Source organism: Micromonospora sp. NBC_01655 (genome assembly GCF_026339755.1).
GTDB lineage: Bacteria > Actinomycetota > Actinomycetes > Mycobacteriales > Micromonosporaceae > Micromonospora.
This window is the reverse complement of record NZ_JAPEQF010000001.1, coordinates 2,068,816-2,083,525: the sequence shown is the minus strand read 5'-3', so window position 1 is coordinate 2,083,525 and position 14,710 is coordinate 2,068,816. Positions and strand designations below refer to the sequence as shown.

General features: G+C 74.5%; 15 protein-coding genes. 3 read left to right on the top strand and 12 right to left on the bottom strand.

Annotated features, from left to right (window positions below):
- Nucleotides 1-59: 59 nt before the first annotated feature.
- Nucleotides 60-902, top strand: coding sequence for a DUF4097 family beta strand repeat-containing protein (locus tag OOK41_RS09970; RefSeq protein WP_266264125.1), 843 nt, complete (start codon nucleotides 60-62; stop codon nucleotides 900-902).
- Here OOK41_RS09970 and OOK41_RS09965 read toward each other — a convergent pair.
- The 8 genes from OOK41_RS09965 to OOK41_RS09930 form a co-directional block, all read right to left on the bottom strand.
- The gene (locus tag OOK41_RS09965; protein WP_266264123.1) at nucleotides 889-2,049 is read right to left on the bottom strand and encodes an acyltransferase; all 1,161 of its coding nucleotides are present in this window, start codon (nucleotides 2,047-2,049) and stop codon (nucleotides 889-891) included. The two genes, OOK41_RS09970 and OOK41_RS09965, sit on opposite strands and share 14 nt — an antisense overlap.
- 289 nt (nucleotides 2,050-2,338) lie before the next feature.
- Nucleotides 2,339-3,328, bottom strand: a complete 990-nt coding sequence (gene era / locus OOK41_RS09960) for a GTPase Era (protein WP_256371563.1) — start codon at nucleotides 3,326-3,328, stop codon at nucleotides 2,339-2,341.
- Complete coding sequence (locus OOK41_RS09955; protein WP_117672432.1) at nucleotides 3,325-3,711, bottom strand: cytidine deaminase; 387 nt, start codon at nucleotides 3,709-3,711, stop codon at nucleotides 3,325-3,327. Before OOK41_RS09955 ends, era begins: the two co-directional genes overlap by 4 nt.
- Nucleotides 3,704-5,098, bottom strand: coding sequence for a hemolysin family protein (locus tag OOK41_RS09950; protein WP_117672430.1), 1,395 nt, complete (start codon nucleotides 5,096-5,098; stop codon nucleotides 3,704-3,706). Before OOK41_RS09950 ends, OOK41_RS09955 begins: the two co-directional genes overlap by 8 nt.
- Nucleotides 5,098-5,571, bottom strand: a complete 474-nt coding sequence (gene ybeY, locus OOK41_RS09945) for an rRNA maturation RNase YbeY (RefSeq protein WP_117672428.1) — start codon at nucleotides 5,569-5,571, stop codon at nucleotides 5,098-5,100. The genes OOK41_RS09950 and ybeY overlap by 1 nt, the downstream gene beginning before the upstream one ends.
- Nucleotides 5,572-5,580: 9 nt before the next feature.
- Nucleotides 5,581-6,645 carry a PhoH family protein gene (locus OOK41_RS09940; protein WP_117672424.1) on the bottom strand — a complete coding sequence of 355 codons (1,065 nt, stop codon included), beginning with the start codon at nucleotides 6,643-6,645 and terminating at the stop codon, nucleotides 5,581-5,583.
- Nucleotides 6,646-6,893: 248 nt separating this feature from the next.
- Nucleotides 6,894-8,267, bottom strand: a complete 1,374-nt coding sequence (locus tag OOK41_RS09935; protein WP_266264117.1) for a serine hydrolase — start codon at nucleotides 8,265-8,267, stop codon at nucleotides 6,894-6,896.
- Nucleotides 8,268-8,277: 10 nt separating this feature from the next.
- Nucleotides 8,278-8,628, bottom strand: coding sequence for a histidine triad nucleotide-binding protein (locus OOK41_RS09930; protein ID WP_117672420.1), 351 nt, complete (start codon nucleotides 8,626-8,628; stop codon nucleotides 8,278-8,280).
- Nucleotides 8,629-8,673: 45 nt separating this feature from the next.
- Here OOK41_RS09930 and OOK41_RS09925 point away from each other — a divergent pair, with 45 nt between their 5' ends.
- Nucleotides 8,674-9,435 carry an SDR family oxidoreductase gene (locus OOK41_RS09925; protein WP_323136158.1) on the top strand — a complete coding sequence of 254 codons (762 nt, stop codon included), beginning with the start codon at nucleotides 8,674-8,676 and terminating at the stop codon, nucleotides 9,433-9,435.
- 39 nt (nucleotides 9,436-9,474) lie between these two features.
- Here the strand turns inward: OOK41_RS09925 and OOK41_RS09920 are convergent, their stop codons facing one another.
- The 3 genes from OOK41_RS09920 to hrcA form a co-directional block, all read right to left on the bottom strand.
- A complete protein-coding gene (locus tag OOK41_RS09920; RefSeq protein ID WP_117672416.1) occupies nucleotides 9,475-10,209 on the bottom strand; it encodes a 16S rRNA (uracil(1498)-N(3))-methyltransferase in 735 nt (244 codons plus the stop codon).
- A 57-nt stretch (nucleotides 10,210-10,266) separates the two neighbouring features.
- Nucleotides 10,267-11,409 (bottom strand): molecular chaperone DnaJ, encoded by a 1,143-nt coding sequence (gene dnaJ / locus OOK41_RS09915; RefSeq protein ID WP_207892900.1) that lies wholly within the window; start codon nucleotides 11,407-11,409, stop codon nucleotides 10,267-10,269.
- A gap of 73 nt (nucleotides 11,410-11,482) precedes the next feature.
- Nucleotides 11,483-12,505: a heat-inducible transcriptional repressor HrcA gene (gene hrcA, locus OOK41_RS09910; RefSeq protein ID WP_117672412.1), complete on the bottom strand. Its 1,023-nt coding sequence runs from the start codon at nucleotides 12,503-12,505 to the stop codon at nucleotides 11,483-11,485.
- Between the two features lie 271 nt (nucleotides 12,506-12,776).
- Between hrcA and OOK41_RS09905 the strand changes: the two genes are divergently transcribed.
- A complete protein-coding gene (locus OOK41_RS09905) occupies nucleotides 12,777-13,439 on the top strand; it encodes a DUF4870 domain-containing protein (protein WP_266264115.1) in 663 nt (220 codons plus the stop codon).
- A gap of 39 nt (nucleotides 13,440-13,478) precedes the next feature.
- Here the strand turns inward: OOK41_RS09905 and hemW are convergent, their stop codons facing one another.
- Entirely contained in the window at nucleotides 13,479-14,702 is a 1,224-nt protein-coding gene (gene hemW, locus OOK41_RS09900; protein ID WP_266264114.1) for a radical SAM family heme chaperone HemW, read from the bottom strand.
- Nucleotides 14,703-14,710: the final 8 nt, after the last annotated feature.

Sequence of the window (14,710 nt, the reverse complement as noted above, 5' to 3'; positions counted from 1 at the left end):
GGGTAGCCGGCACGCGATCCCGGATGCGCGCCGGGCCGGCCCGGCCGTAGCGTGCCGGCATGGCTCCGCATCCCACCGCCGCGCCCGCCCGGGCCGCCACGCCGCGCCGCGCCACCGTCGCCGCCCGGCGGCCGGCGGGCCGCTCCGCCGTCGCCGCCGGCGCCGCCGCCCTGATCCTCGTCGCCGGATGCGACACGTTGTCGATGCGGCGGCTCGACTTCGACACCACCGAGACCGCCACCGTGGCCCGGGTCGTCCTGCGCCCCGGGGCGGGCGACGTGACGGTACGCGGAACCGGCCCGACCGGGCAGATACGCGTCAAGCGGGTGCTGCGCTACCACGGCGAACAGCCCGACACCCGGTACGAGCTGAACGGCGACGAGCTGGTGCTGGACACCGACTGCGGCCCCCGCTGCTCGGTGTCGTACGACGTGACCGTGCCCCCGGGGACGGCGGTGCGCGGCGAGGGCGGCTCGGGCAACATCGACCTGACCCAGGTCGGCGCGGTGGAGCTGCGGCTCGGCTCGGGCAACGTGGACGTGAGCGGGGCCACCGGCGCGGTGCGCGCCGAGACCGGTTCCGGCGACGTGGAGGTGACCGACGTGTCCGGTCCGGCCACCCTGCGCGCCGGGTCCGGCAACATCACGGGACGGGGCCTCGGCGGTCAGGTCGACGCCGAGACCGGCTCGGGCAACGTCGACGTGGAGCTGTCCGTCCCGGCCTCGGCCCGGGCACACGCCGCCAGCGGGGACGTGGACCTCGTCGTGCCCGCCGGCCGGTACCGGGTGCGGTCGAACGTCGGCTCGGGCGATGCCGACCTCGGCATCACCGACGACCCGACCGCGTCGCTGCTGGTCGACGTCAGCGTCGGCAGCGGGAACGTGACGGTCAGCGCGCGCTGAGCTTGAGGGTGTGCTCCTCGGCTGCCCGGGGCGCCGGCGCCACCGCCCGCCCCGCCGGCGCGGGGCTGACCGGAACCACGGAACCACCGACCGGGGCGGCGATCCCGGGGCGGGCCGCCGCACCGCCGGAGCGGCTCGCCCCGCGGATCCGGCCGCCGGGGATCAGCTCCGGGGGGCGGCGCGCGGCGACGTCCTCCACCCAGCCGACCAGCACGGTGACCACGCCGACCAGCGCGAAGACCAACACCACCCGGATCGCCAGCCCGACCGGGTCCTGGTGGGACCAGCCGACGACGTCGACCAGCGGGGTGAGCGCCACCACGAACGGCATGTGCCAGAGGTAGACGGTCAGCGCCCGCCGGTTCAGCACGGTCACCGCGCGGCCGAGCAGCTCGCTGCGGTCCACCCAGGCCGCCGACGCCGGGGCCCGGCCGATCGCCACCAGGATGAACGCCGCCGACCAGAGCGCGTTGCCCAGCGGAATGTCGTTCAGGTCGTACCCCCGGGGGCCCGGGTGGGTGACGATCCACGCCGCCCCGGCGGCGCCGAGGGTGAGCGCGGTGGGGATCAACACCCGGTTGGCCGTGCGGCGCAGCAGGCCGTCGTGGTGGGCGAAGCCGAGCAGCCAGGCCCCGAAGTACAGGCCGAACTCCCGCAGCACCGTCGGCGCGTTCGGCAGCATGCCCGCCTCGATGGCGGCCAGCAGGGCGTACGGGGCGAGCAGGGTGGGCCACGGGGCACGCCGGAACAGCCAGAGCGCGAGGGGCGAGGCGAACACGAACCAGAGGTAGTCGCGCAGGTACCAGATCACGCTGAGTGCCAGCGCCCCCCAGTAGTTGGCCGGCGGGTCGGCGACCGGGAACGCCCAGAGCAGCACCCTCGGCGTCAGCGGCAGCCCGGTGAGCAGCATGGCGGGCACGAAGACCGCGGCCACCACCCACAGCGACGGCAGCAGCCGGCGCAGCCGCCGGCCCACCGCCGGCACCCCGGACCTGTCCAGCGACGCCGCCATGAGCGATCCGGCCAGCGCGAACATCACCGACATGGCCGGGAAGATCAGCGTCAGCGTGGCCCAGCCGGTCACGTGGTAGACGACGACTCGGACGATCGCCAGGAAGCGCAGCAGGTCCAGGTATCGATTCCGCATCAGCCTGCTTCAATGTCAGGGGGCAGGGCGCAAACGCTTCCTACCCTCCGACCGAACGCCGGCAAACGCCCACCATCGCGGGCTTAAAGTGAAATAAGCCATACCCGGGCCTGACCCGGGACCGCCGCGCCGGGGGTGGAGCAGCGGGAGGGCGCGTGCGAGTCCGAGAAGTGGATGACCCGACCGAAGTCGATCCGGGTCATGTCCATCCGCTGCCGGACCGCGCGAAGCGCGTGACCCCCCAGCTCCGCCCCGCACGCCGGCGAGGCGGCGCGCGGGGCGGCCCGGGTCAGAAGCCGAGCTTGCGAAGCTGGTTGGGGTCGCGCTGCCACTCCTTGGCCACCCGGACGTGCAGGTCCAGGTAGACCCGGGTGCCGAGCAGCTCCTCGATCTGCCGGCGGGCGGTGATGCCGACCTGCTTGAGCCGGCTGGCCTGGTGACCGAGCACGATCGCCTTCTGGCTGGACCGCTCGACGTAGACGTCGGCGTAGATCTTCATGAGCTGACCCTCGGGGATCATCTCCTCCACCACCACGGCGATGGAGTGCGGCAGCTCGTCGCGGACCCCTTCCAGGGCCGCCTCCCGGATCATCTCGGCGATCAGCACCTGCTCCGGGTCCTCGGTGAGCATGTCGTCCGGGTAGAGCTGCGGCGACTCGGGCAGGTAGCCGGTCATCACGTCGACCAGGGTGTCGACCTGGTGACCGGAGACCGCGCTGACCGGCACCACCTCGGCGAACTCGCCCAGCTTGCTGACCGCGAGAAGCTGCTCGGCCAGTTGCCGCTTGTCCACCAGATCGGTCTTGGTCACCACGGCCATCACGGTGGCCTTCAGCTCGGCCAGCTCGCCGGTGATGAACCGGTCCCCCCGGCCGACCGGCTCGTTCGCCGGGATGCACAGGCCGATCACGTCGACCTCGCTCCAGGTGGCGCGGACCAGGTCGTTCAGGCGCTCGCCGAGCAGCGTCCGGGGGCGGTGCAGGCCCGGGGTGTCGACCAGGACGAGCTGCGACTCCGGCCGGTGCAGCACGGCCCGGATGATGTGCCGGGTGGTCTGCGGCTTGTTCGAGGTGATCGCGATCTTCGTGCCGATGATGGCGTTGGTCAGCGTCGACTTGCCGGCGTTCGGCCGGCCCACGAAGCAGGCGAACCCGGCCCGGTACGGGCTGGCCCCCGGCTCACCGCCGCCGGACGCGCGGCCACCGGCCGCAGCGCCCCCGCCGTCGCGACCGGCTGCGGGACGACCGTCGCGACGACCGGCTGCGGGACGGCCGGTCACTCGACCACCGTGCCGAGGACGGTGCCGTCCGGGGCGGCCACGTGGACCGGCGCGTCGGCGGCCAGGTCGCGGACGGCGGCGTGCCCCGCCCCGTCCAGGGTCGACGCCTCGGTCACCACCACGGCGGCCTCCAGCCGGGTGGCTCCGGCCGCCACGGCGCAGGCCACCGCGAGCTGGAGCGCGGTGAGGGTCAGCGAGGGCAGCGAGACGCTCGCCGCCGCGTACGTGCGGCCGTCCTGGTCGCGTACCGCCGCTCCCTCCACGGCGCCCACCCGGCCCCGCGCCCCCCGGGCCAGGACGACCAGCTTGCCGTCCTCGGTGGTCAGCTCGACCGGCGCGGTCGGGGTGGGCAGGGCGGCGGGCGCGGCGGGTGACTCAGGCATCGGCGGGTTGCCTCTCCTCGGATCGGTTCTGGTTGCCCCGGTGTTCGGCGGGCTCGCCGCGCCCGGGGGTGGTGTCGGGCTGGCCGGTCGGCTCGACCCGGCTGACCAGCACGGTGTCTATCCGGTTGCGCCGGCCGGTGGTGCCCTCGGCGTGCAGCCGGAGCCCGGCCACCTCGGCCTCCGCGCCGGGGATCGGAACCCGGCCCAGGGCCTGGGCGAGCAGGCCGCCGACCGTCTCGACCTCGTCGGCGGGCAGCTCGACGTCGAACAGCTCGCCGAGGGTCTCGACCGGCAGCCGGGCGGTGACCCGCACCGAACCGTCCTCCAGCCGCTCGACCGGCGGGCGCTCGACATCGTACTCGTCGGTGATCTCCCCGACGATCTCCTCAAGGATGTCCTCGATGGTGACCAGGCCGCCGGTGCCGCCGTACTCGTCGACGACGATGACCAGGTGGTTGCGGGCCGCCTGCATCTCCGACAGCAGGTCGTCGACCGGCTTGGACTCCGGGACGAAGGTCGCCGGGCGCATCAGCTCGGCCACCGGCAGCCGGGCCGCGGCGGGATCGCCGCCCCGGGTCCGCCGGATCAGGTCCTTGAGGTAGAGCACGCCCAGCACGTCGTCGACGCTCTCCCCGATCACCGGGATGCGGGAGAAGCCGGAACGCAGGAACAGCGTCAGCGCCTGGGAGAGGGTCTTGCGCTCCTCTATCCACACCATCTCGGTGCGCGGCACCATCACCTCGCGGGCAATGGTGTCGCCGAGCGCGAAGACCGAGTGGATCATCTGCCGCTCGCCGTGCTCCACGACGCCGCGCTGCTCGGCCAGGTCGACCAGCTCGCGCAGCTCCACCTGGGTGGCGAACGGCCCCTCCCGGAAGCCGCGCCCCGGGGTGACCGCGTTGCCGATCAGGATCAGCAGCGAGGCGAGCGGGTTGAGCGCCCGCCCGAGCCAGCGCACCAGCGGGGCGACCGCCCGGCCGACCGCGTAAGCGTGCTGCCGGCCCAGGGTACGCGGGCCGACGCCGACCACCACGAAGCTGATCACGGTCATCGCGCCGGCGGTGACCAGGGCCGCCCGCCAGCCGGCGCCGAACGTGTCGACCGCCACCAGCGCGACCAGCGTGGTGGCGGTCAGCTCGGCCAGCAGCCGGAGCAGCAGCAGCAGGTTGAGGTGGCGGACCACGTCGCCGGCGACCGCCTGGAGGGTCCGGGCGCCCCGGGCGCCGTCGCGGGCCAGCTCGGCCGCCCGGGCCGGGGAGACGGCGGCGAGCGCCGCCTCGGTCATCGCGATCAGGCCGGCGAGCACCACCAGCCCGGCCGCGAAGACGAGCAGTTGCAGGTCGGGCAGGCCGGCGGGGGCGCCGGCCGCCAATATCGGGGTGGGCATCACCGGGAGCGGGTCGACCGCCAGCCGGCCAGCAGCCGGGCCTGGAGCTCGAACATCTCCCGCTCCTCCTCCGGCTCGGCGTGGTCGTATCCGAGCAGGTGCAGGACCCCGTGCACGGTGAGCAGGTGCAGCTCGTCCGCCGCCGCGTGGCCGGCGGTCGCGGCCTGCTTGGCCGCCACCTCCGGGCAGAGCACGATGTCGCCGAGCAGGGCCGGCTCGCCGCCGGACGCGCTGGCCTCGCCCGGCCCGTGGTCGACGCTGCCCTCGTCCATGGGGAAGGCGAGCACGTCGGTCGGGCCGTCGCCGCCCATCCAGCGGTGGTTCAGCTCGGTCATGTAGTCGATGTCGACCAGCAGCACGGACAGCTCGGCGAGGGGGTTGACCCCCATCTCGTCGAGGGCGTACCGGGCGACGGCGAGCACGGCGTCGGTGTCGACCTCGGCACCGGACTCGTTGGCGATCTCGATGGACAACTGGGTTCCCTAGGTCTGTCGGCGCCGGCCGGCCCGACCGCCCTGGGCGGTCCGCCCCGGCACGGCGTGCACGCCCTGCGCCTGCTGGTTCTCCCGCTCGGCGTCCCAGCGGGCGTACGCGTCGACGATCTCCCCGACCAGCCGGTGACGCACCACGTCGGAGCTGGAGAGCTGCGCGAAGTGCACGTCCTCGACGTTCTCCAGGATCTCCCGGACCACCCGCAGGCCGCTGCTCGTCCCGCCGGGAAGGTCCACCTGGGTGACGTCGCCGGTGACCACGATCTTGGAACCGAAGCCGAGCCGGGTGAGGAACATCTTCATCTGCTCGGGCGTGGTGTTCTGGGCCTCGTCGAGGATGATGAACGCGTCGTTGAGGGTACGCCCCCGCATGTACGCCAGCGGCGCGACCTCGATGGTCCCGGCCGCCATCAGCTTCGGGATCGTCTCCGGGTCGAGCATGTCGTGCAGCGCGTCGTAGAGCGGGCGCAGGTAGGGGTCGATCTTCTCGTTCAGCGTGCCGGGCAGGAAGCCGAGCCGCTCCCCCGCCTCGACCGCCGGCCGGGTGAGGATGATCCGGTTCACCTGCTTGGCCTGGAGCGCCTGGACGGCCTTGGCCATGGCCAGGTACGTCTTGCCGGTGCCCGCCGGGCCGATGCCGAAGACGATGGTGTGCGCGTCGATGGCGTCGACGTAGCGCTTCTGCCCGAGGGTCTTGGGGCGGATGGTGCGCCCGCGCCGGGAGAGGATGTTGAGCGTCAGGACCTCGGCGGGCCGCTCGGCGCCGCCCTGTTCGAGCATGCCGACGGTACGCCGCACGGCGTCAGTGGTCAGGGTCTCGCCTTTCTCGATCAGTTCGAGCAGCTCGCCGAACAAGCGCTCGGCGAGGGCGTTGTCCGCGGGGGCACCGGTGATGGTGATCTCGTTGCCGCGGACGTGCACGTCGCTGGTGACCGAGCGTTCGACGAGTCGCAGGATCTCGTCGCCCGCGCCCAGCAGGTTGACCATGATTTTGGAGTCCGGAATGGTGATCCTGGTCTGCACCCGGGGCGGGCCGGGAGGTGGGGTGCCGGTCATAGGTCGGGCCGAGGGGCCCTGCGCCACCTGCTCTCGATCTCGGCGCCGAAACCTGCTGGCCCGGCGGTCGGACGTTACCTCCATCGTATCGTTTCCCGCTCGGCGGCACCTCGCCCATTTTGCCGGGCCACCGGGCCTGCCGCCGCCTCGCCGGTAGCCGGGGCCGGGAGCGCCCGCGGCCACGTCGTCCGGGCGGGCGAACGGACCGGCCGGCCGCCGCCCCGGGCCGGCCGGCGGCGCCCGGTGGCTCAGCGCCGGAAGTCGTACCGGTCGAAGGTCTGCTGGGCCCGGGTCAACCGGTACGTGGCCCAGTGCAGCCCGACCACCGTCCCGTCCGCGTCCCGGGTGAGCCGGAGCAGCTCGCCGACCTCCCGCCCGGAGACGGTGCGGAACACGTCCGGCCGGTCCGGCAGCGGGGCGAAGACCGCCGGGGGCTTCCCGGCCGGATCGTCCGCGCCCCGGGCCCGCAGGGTCCCGTCGTGCCAGCCGAAGACGTACTCGAAGCCCTCGCCCCACCAGCGGCCCAGCATCCCGCGCAGGTGCGCCGGAGCGGGCTCCCCCGGCCGCCACGGCTCGACGTCGGCCGGGTCGTGCTCGGCGGACGCCGCCAGCAGCCGGTGCGGCAGGTCCATCACCTGCACCCCGGTCCCGGACGAGCCGAGCACCGCCGCGCCCATCGCCCCGGCGGTGCCGTCGCCGCCGCGCCGGCCGTAGACGGCGGCCAGGAACCCGGGCATCGCCCCGTCGTGCCCGACGTGCACCACCCGCTCGCCCTGCGGCACGAGGATCAGCCCCAGCCCGAAGCCCGCACCCCAGGACGTCTCGTCGGTGACGGTCAGCGGCCAGCGCATCTCGTCCAGGGTGGCCGGGGCGAGCACCGCGCCGGCCGGGTCCAGCGCCGCCGGGTCGGCCAGGAACGCCGCCCACCGGGCCATGTCCGAGGCGGTGCTCCAGAGCTGGGCGGCCGGGCCGACCGCGCCGAAGTCGGTCGGCGGCTCCGGGTGCGCCTCGTCGGAGTACGCGTCGACCAGGAACCCGGTCGCCGCCGCCGGGCCCGGCCGGTCGGTGGTGGCGGCCAGCCCGAGCGGGGCGAGCACCCGCTCGGCGAGCACCTCCGCCCAGGTGCCGCCGCGCAGCCGCGCGACGAGCTGGCCGAGCAGCGCCATGCCGAGGTTGGAGTAGTGGAAGCGGCGGGCCGGCGGCAGCACCCGCTCGGCCCGGGCCAGGTCGGCCAGCAGCGCGTCCACGTCGGGGGCGGCCAGGGTGTCCCAGACGTCGCCGTGCGGCTCCCGTTGCAGGCCGGAGGTGTGCGACAGCAGCCGGCGCACGGTCAGCTCGCCGTGCGTCGGGACGTCGAGGTGCCGGCCCACCGGGTCGTCCAGGTCGAGCAGGCCCGCGTCGCGGCACTGGAGGACCAGCACGGCGGTGAAGGTCTTGGTGACCGAGCCGATCCGGAACAGCGTCTCCGGGCCGAGGACCCCGTCGTTGCCGGTGCCGCCGACCGCGCACGTCCACAGCGGGCGGTCGGCCCGGTGCAGGGCGGCCGACACGGCCGGCACCCGCCCGTCGGCCTGGACCCGCCGCACCATCCGCTCCAGGCGGCCGTCGATGGAGAAGACCATGGTCGTCCCCCTACCGGCAGAGCATCGGGCCGAGCGGCGCGCCGCCGAGCACATGCGCGTGGACGTGGAAGACCTCCTGGCCCCCGTACGCCCCGGTGTTGAACATCAGCCGGTAACCGTCGCCGAGCAGCCCCTCGTCCTCGGCCACCACGGCCGCCGCGGCCAGCAGCTCCCCGGCCAGCGCCGGGTCGCCCTGGCCCAGGGTGGCCACGTCGGCGTAGTGCTCCTTGGGGATGACCAGCACGTGCACCGGGGCCTTCGGGGAGATGTCCCGGAACGCCAGGGTGGTGTCGGTCTCCCGGACGATGGTGGCCGGGATCTCCCCGGCGACGATGCGGCAGAACAGGCAGTCGGATCCCATCGGGGCATGGTAAGGCGTGCCGACCGGCTCGGGCATGATGGCGCCGTGACTTCACGGGCGGTACTGGTGACGGGGGCCTCGCGCGGTATCGGGCGCGCGGTGGCGGCGAGGTTCGCGGCGAGCGGGGACCGGGTGGCGATCCACCACCGGGACTCGGCGGAGCTGGCCGAGCGGCTGCGCGCCGAACTGCCGGGCGACGGCCATGTCGTGGTCCGCGCGGACCTGACCGACCCCGAGGCGGTACGGGCCATGGTCGACGACGCGGCGGCCCGCCTCGGCGGGCTGGACGTGCTGGTCAACAACGCCGGCGTGTACGGCGAGCGGGACGCCCCGCACCCGGTCTTCGGCGCGTCCTACGCCGACTGGCAGCGGCGCTGGCGGCAGGTGCTGGAGACCAACCTGACCGGGGCGGCCAACGTGACCTGGTGCGCCGCCCAGCACATGCGCGAGCGGGGTGGGCGGATCGTGAACGTCTCCTCCCGGGGCGCGTTCCGGGGCGAGCCGGACCAGCCGGCGTACGGGGCGAGCAAGGCGGGGCTGAACGCGCTCGGCCAGTCCCTCGCGGTGGCCCTCGCCCCGTACGGCATCGCGGTGGCCACGGTGGCCCCCGGGTTCGTGGAGACCGACATGACCACGGAGCACCTGGCCGGCGAGCGGGGCGCGGCGATCCGCGCCCAGAGCCCGTTCAACCGGGTGGCCCGCCCCGACGAGATCGCCGCCGCCGTCCACTGGCTGGCCAGCCCCGAGTCGGAGTGGACCTCCGGCACGGTGGTCGACCTCAACGGCGCCTCATACCTCCGCACCTGACCCCCACCCCAACTGCAAGATCGGCGAATGGGGTGGGGGTTACCAGCGGGGGAGGCGGGTGGAGAGGACCGAGAGGGCGGCCACGCCGGCCGTGGAGGTGCGCAGGACCGACGGGCCCAGGCGGACGGGGCGGGCGCCGGCGGCGGTGAAGGCGGTCAGCTCGGGCTCGGCGATGCCGCCCTCCGGGCCGACGACCAGCACGATCTCGCCCGCGTCGGGCAGCTCCACGGTGGTCAGCCGGTCGTCTGCCTCCTCGTGCAGGACGAACGCGGCGGCGGCCCCGGCGATCCGCCGGGCCACCGTGGCGGTGGACTCGTCCGGGGACCCGGCCAGCACCGGCAGCCACGCCCGACGGGCCTGCTTCGCTGCCTCCCGGGCGGTGGCCGCCCACTTCTCCCGCGCCCGTACGCCCCGGTCGCCGCGCCACTGCACCACCGAGCGGGACGCCGCCCAGGGGACGATCTCGTCCACCCCGACCTCGGTCATCGCCTGCACGGCCAGCTCGCCCCGGTCGCCCTTGGCGATGCCCTGCACCACCACGAGCCGGGGCACGGACGCGTCGACGTACCCCCGGGAGGTGACGGCGAGTTCCAGGCTGCCCCGGCCGACGGCGGTGACCACGGCGGACGCGGTGCCGCCCCGGCCGTCGGCGAGCAGCAGCTCCTCGCCCACCCGCAGCCGCTGCACGGTGGCGGCGTGGTGCCCCTCGGGGCCGTCCAGGGTGAGCTGGTCGGCGGTGGGCAGCGACTCGACCAGGAACAGCGGCGCGGACACGACGATCAGGCTAGCCGCCCCGGCGGGGAACCGGGGCGGCGAGGCCGGAAGACGGGGTCAGGGGTGCCCGTTGAACGCGTCGCGCATCCGGGAGAAGAAGCCGCCCTGCTTGGACAGCTCGGCGACCTCCTCGCCCCGGGTCTTGGCGAAGTCGCGCAGCATCTTCTCCTGGTCGGCGTCGAGCTTGGTCGGGGTCCGCACGTCGAGGTGGACGTAGAGGTCGCCGCGACCGGTGCCGCGCAGGTGCGGCACGCCCCGGGCGCGCAGCCGCAGGGTGCTGCCCGGCTGGGTGCCGGCCTTGACGTCGACCGTCTCCTCGCTGTCCAGCGTCTTGATGGTCAGCCGGGTGCCGAGCGCGGCGGCGGTCATCGGGACGGTCACCCGGCAGTGCAGGTCGTCGCTCTTGCGGGAGTAGACGTCGTGCGGTCGCTCGTGGATCTCCACGTACAGATCGCCGGCGGTGCCGCCGCCGGGACCGACCTCGCCCTGCTGAGCCAGCCGGATGCGCATGCCGTCCTCGACCCCGGCCGGGATCTTGACGGTCAGCGAGCGGCGGGTGCGCACCCGCCCGTCGCCGGCGCAGGTCGGGCAGGGGTGCGGGATCGTGGTGCCGTAGCCCTGGCAGACCGTGCACGGCCGGGCGGAGACCACCTGGCCGAGGAAGGTGCGCTGCACCGACTGCACCTCGCCCCGGCCGGCGCACGCCTCGCAGGTGGCCAGGTGGGTGCCGGCGGCGGTGCCCGCGCCGGAGCAGGTGGTGCAGAGCACGGCGGTGTCGACGGTGATCGGCGCCTCGACGCCGAACGCCGTCTCGTGCAGGTCCAGCTCCAGCCGCAGGATCGCGTCGGCCCCCGGCCGGGTACGCGGGCGCGGCCCGCGCGCGCCGCCGGCCGCGCCGCCGAAGAAGGCGTCCATGATGTCCTGGAAGCCGACGAACGGGCCGGCCCCACCGGGCCCGCCCGGGCCGGCGCCCCCGCCACCCGGGGCCAGCGGGTCGCCGCCCAGATCGACGATCTGCCGTTTCCGGTCGTCCGAGAGGACCTCGTACGCGGCGTTGATGTCCTTGAACTTCTCCTGTGCCTCCGGGTCCGGATTCACGTCCGGGTGGAACTGCCGCGCCAGCTTGCGGTAGGCGCGCTTGATCTCGTCGTCGGAGGCTTCCCGGCTCACGCCGAGGATGCCGTAGTAGTCCCTGGCCACTGCGTTCCGTGTCCTCATGTTCGTCTCGCGTTGCGCCGGTCGGCGGCCGGAGCCGGCCGTCGGCCCTGACTGGTCAGTTCTGGGCCAGCAGCTCGCCCACGTAGCGTGCCACGGCCCGCACCGTGGCGATGGTGCCGGGGTAGTCCATCCGGGTGGGGCCGAGCACGCCCAGGCCGCCGAGCGCGGTCGCCCCCGGCCCGTACCCGGTGCTCACCACCGAGGCGGCGCGCAGGTTGTCGATCTCGTTCTCGTCGCCGATCAGTACCCGGGTGGTGGTCGACTCGACCTCGCCGATGAGCTTGAGCATCACCACCTCCTCCTCCAGCGCCTCCAGGATCGGCCGCAGCGAACCCTGGAAGTCCAGCAGGCCGCCCCGGGTGAGGTTGGCGGTGCCGGCCAGCGCGATGCGCTCCTCGTGCCGCTCGACCAGCGTCTCCAGCAGCACCGTGGACAGCGTGGTCATGGCTGGGCGCAGGTGCGCCGCCGACTCCTCGACCAGCGCCTGCACCAGCGGCGGGGTCTCCGACAGCCGGCTGCCGACCAGCTTCTCGTTGACCAGCCGGCGCAGGTCGGTGACGTCGGCGGCGGGGACCGGCGCGGGCAGCTCGACCAGCCGCTGCTCGACCCGGCCCGTGTCGGCGATCATCACCAGCATCAGCCGGGTGGTGGAGATCGGCACCAGCTCCAGGTGCCGCACCGAGGACCGGGCCAGCGACGGGTACTGCACCACGGCGACCTGCCGGGTGAGCTGGGCCAGCAGCCGGACGGTGCGGTGCACCACGTCGTCCAGGTCGACCGCGCCGACCAGGAAGCGCTCGATGGCCCGGCGCTCGGCGGGGCTGAGCGGCTTGACCCGGGAGAGCCGGTCGACGAAGAGCCGGTAGCCCCGGTCGGTGGGCACCCGCCCGGCGCTGGTGTGCGGCTGCCGGATGTACCCCTCCTCCTCCAGCACCGCCATGTCGTTGCGGACGGTCGCCGACGAGACGCCGAGCTGGTGGCGCTCGACCAGGGACTTGCTGCCGACCGGCTCCTGGGTGGCGACGTAGTCCTCGACGATCGCGCGGAGCACGGCGAGCTTGCGGTCGTCGAGACCCACTCCCCTTACCTCCTGTCGCACGTCGGGGCCCGGCGTCGCGGTGGCGGCACCCGGGGCCGGCCTGCCGGTCGTCGAAGCCTGGCACTCGACTGTAACGAGTGCCAGTCTACGTCGGCTGCCCCGCCGTCGGTAAGATCACCGACGGACCGTCGGCCCGGCGGCGGCAGCCGGGCGACGGGGCGGTGCGCCGGCTCCGCCAGCCGATCATCCCCTCGGACCCGACCAGTGTCGCTCTGGTGCCTCCTTGCCGACAGCACCTACCGTGACGTACATGACTGAACCACCTCGCCCTCCCGGAGGCGACTCCGGCGGCTACCCGCCCGAGGCCAACCCGCCGTCGGCACCGTACGGTTCGTCGCCGGACGAGCCGCCCACCGCGCCACTTTCCGGGGCGCCCGGGGTGGGCGGCTATCCCCCGCCCGGTGGCTATCCGCCGCCCGGTGGCTACCCGCCTCCCGGTGGCTATCCCCCGCCCGGTGGCTACCCGCCGCCCTCCGCCGGCCAGCCCTCGGCGGGCGGCTACCCGCCTCCCGGCGGCTTTCCGCCGGGTGGCGGATATCCGACCGGCGGTGCGCCCTCCGGCGGCTACGCCAACAACGAGGACAAGACCTGGATCCTGGTCGCCCACTTCGGTGGCGCGGCGGGGATGTTCATCGGCGGCGGCGTGCTCGGCTGGCTCGCGCCGCTGATCGCCCTCCTCGCCCGGGGCAACCAGTCGCCGACGGTCCGCGCCCACGCGGTGGCGGCGCTGAACTTCCAGCTCCTCTGGTCCGTCATCGCCCTGATCGGCTGGATCCTCACCTGCATCCTGGTGGGCCTGCTGATCGGGTTCGCCGCCATGATCATCGGCATCATCTTCGGCATCATCGCCGGCATCAAGGCGAACGAGGGCACCCCCTACCGCTACCCGATGACCGTCAGCCTGATCAAGTGACCCCGACCGGCCGCTCCCCCGGCCGGGCGGGTCACCCCGTCAGGGCAGCAGGTCGCGGACGACCGCGTCGGCCAACAGCCGGCCGCGCAGGGTGAGCACGGCCCGGCCGGCCGCGTACCCGGCCGGGTCGAGCAGCCCGCCCGCCACGGCCCGCTCGGCGCCGGCCCGGCCGGGCGCGTCCAGCACGTCCAGTGGCAGGCCGGAGGCGAGCCGCAGCCGCAGCATCACGTCCTCCATGTGCGCCTCGCGGGGCGTGAGCACCTCCCGGGCCAGGCCGGGGGACTCCCCCGCCGCGAGCCGCTTCGCGTACGCGCTCGGGTGCTTGACGTTCCACCAGCGCACCCCGCCGACGTGGCTGTGCGCTCCCGGGCCCAGGCCCCACCAGTCCGCGCCGGTCCAGTAGAGCAGGTTGTGCCGGCACCGGCCGGCCGGTGTGCGGGCCCAGTTGGACACCTCGTACCAGGAGAAGCCGGCCGCGCCGAGGGCGGCCTCGGCGGCCAGGTAGCGGTCCGCCGCCACGTCGTCGGAGGGGTACGGCAACTCGCCGCGCCGCATCCGCGCGGCCAGCCGGGTGCCGTCCTCCACGATCAGGGCGTACGCGCTGACGTGGTCCACCCCGGCGGCGACCACCTGGTCGAGGGAGGCGGCGAAGTCCTCGGCGCGCTCCCCCGGCGTGCCGTAGATCAGGTCCAGGTTGACGTGGTCGAACCCGGCGTCGCGGGCCTCGGCCGCGGCGGCGGTGGCCCGGCCGGTGCGGTGCCGGCGGTCCAGCACCGCCAGCACCCCGGGCGCGGCGGACTGCATGCCCAGCGAGATCCGGGTGTACCCGGCCGCCCGCAGGGTCTTCAGCGACTCCGGCGTCACCGACTCCGGATTGGCCTCGGTGGTCACCTCGGCGTCGGCGGCCAGCCCCCAGGCGCGGTCGATGCCGTCGAGGATCCGGGCCAGGTCGTCGGCGGGCAGCAGGGTGGGCGTGCCGCCGCCGACGAAGACGGTGTCGACCCTCGGCGGCGGGCTGTCGCCGAGCACCCGGCCCGCGAGGGCCAGCTCGGCCAGCACGGTGTCGGCGTACGACTCGCGGCTGCCCCCGCCGCCCAGCTCGTCGGCGGTGTACGTGTTGAAGTCGCAGTAGCCGCACCGGCTGGCGCAGAACGGCACGTGCACGTACACGCCGAAACCGCTCGCGCCGACAGCGCGGGTGGCGGTGGCGGGCAGCGAGCCGTCGACGGGGACGGCTTCGCCTTCTGGAAGGACGCCGGGCATGGCCACTA

What these genes read in the sequence shown, in the direction of transcription:
- OOK41_RS09970 (WP_266264125.1), top strand. Translation starts at nt 60, where the DNA reads ATGGCTCCGCATCCCACCGCCGCGCCCGCCCGGGCCGCCACGCCGCGC.
- hemW (WP_266264114.1), bottom strand. Translation starts at nt 14,702, where the DNA reads ATGCCCGGCGTCCTTCCAGAAGGCGAAGCCGTCCCCGTCGACGGCTCG.
- OOK41_RS09940 (WP_117672424.1), bottom strand. Translation starts at nt 6,645, where the DNA reads ATGACCGGCACCCCACCTCCCGGCCCGCCCCGGGTGCAGACCAGGATC.
- OOK41_RS09935 (WP_266264117.1), bottom strand. Translation starts at nt 8,267, where the DNA reads ATGGTCTTCTCCATCGACGGCCGCCTGGAGCGGATGGTGCGGCGGGTC.
- OOK41_RS09965 (WP_266264123.1), bottom strand. Translation starts at nt 2,049, where the DNA reads ATGCGGAATCGATACCTGGACCTGCTGCGCTTCCTGGCGATCGTCCGA.
- OOK41_RS09905 (WP_266264115.1), top strand. Translation starts at nt 12,777, where the DNA reads ATGACTGAACCACCTCGCCCTCCCGGAGGCGACTCCGGCGGCTACCCG.
- OOK41_RS09950 (WP_117672430.1), bottom strand. Translation starts at nt 5,098, where the DNA reads ATGCCCACCCCGATATTGGCGGCCGGCGCCCCCGCCGGCCTGCCCGAC.
- OOK41_RS09955 (WP_117672432.1), bottom strand. Translation starts at nt 3,711, where the DNA reads ATGCCTGAGTCACCCGCCGCGCCCGCCGCCCTGCCCACCCCGACCGCG.
- OOK41_RS09930 (WP_117672420.1), bottom strand. Translation starts at nt 8,628, where the DNA reads ATGGGATCCGACTGCCTGTTCTGCCGCATCGTCGCCGGGGAGATCCCG.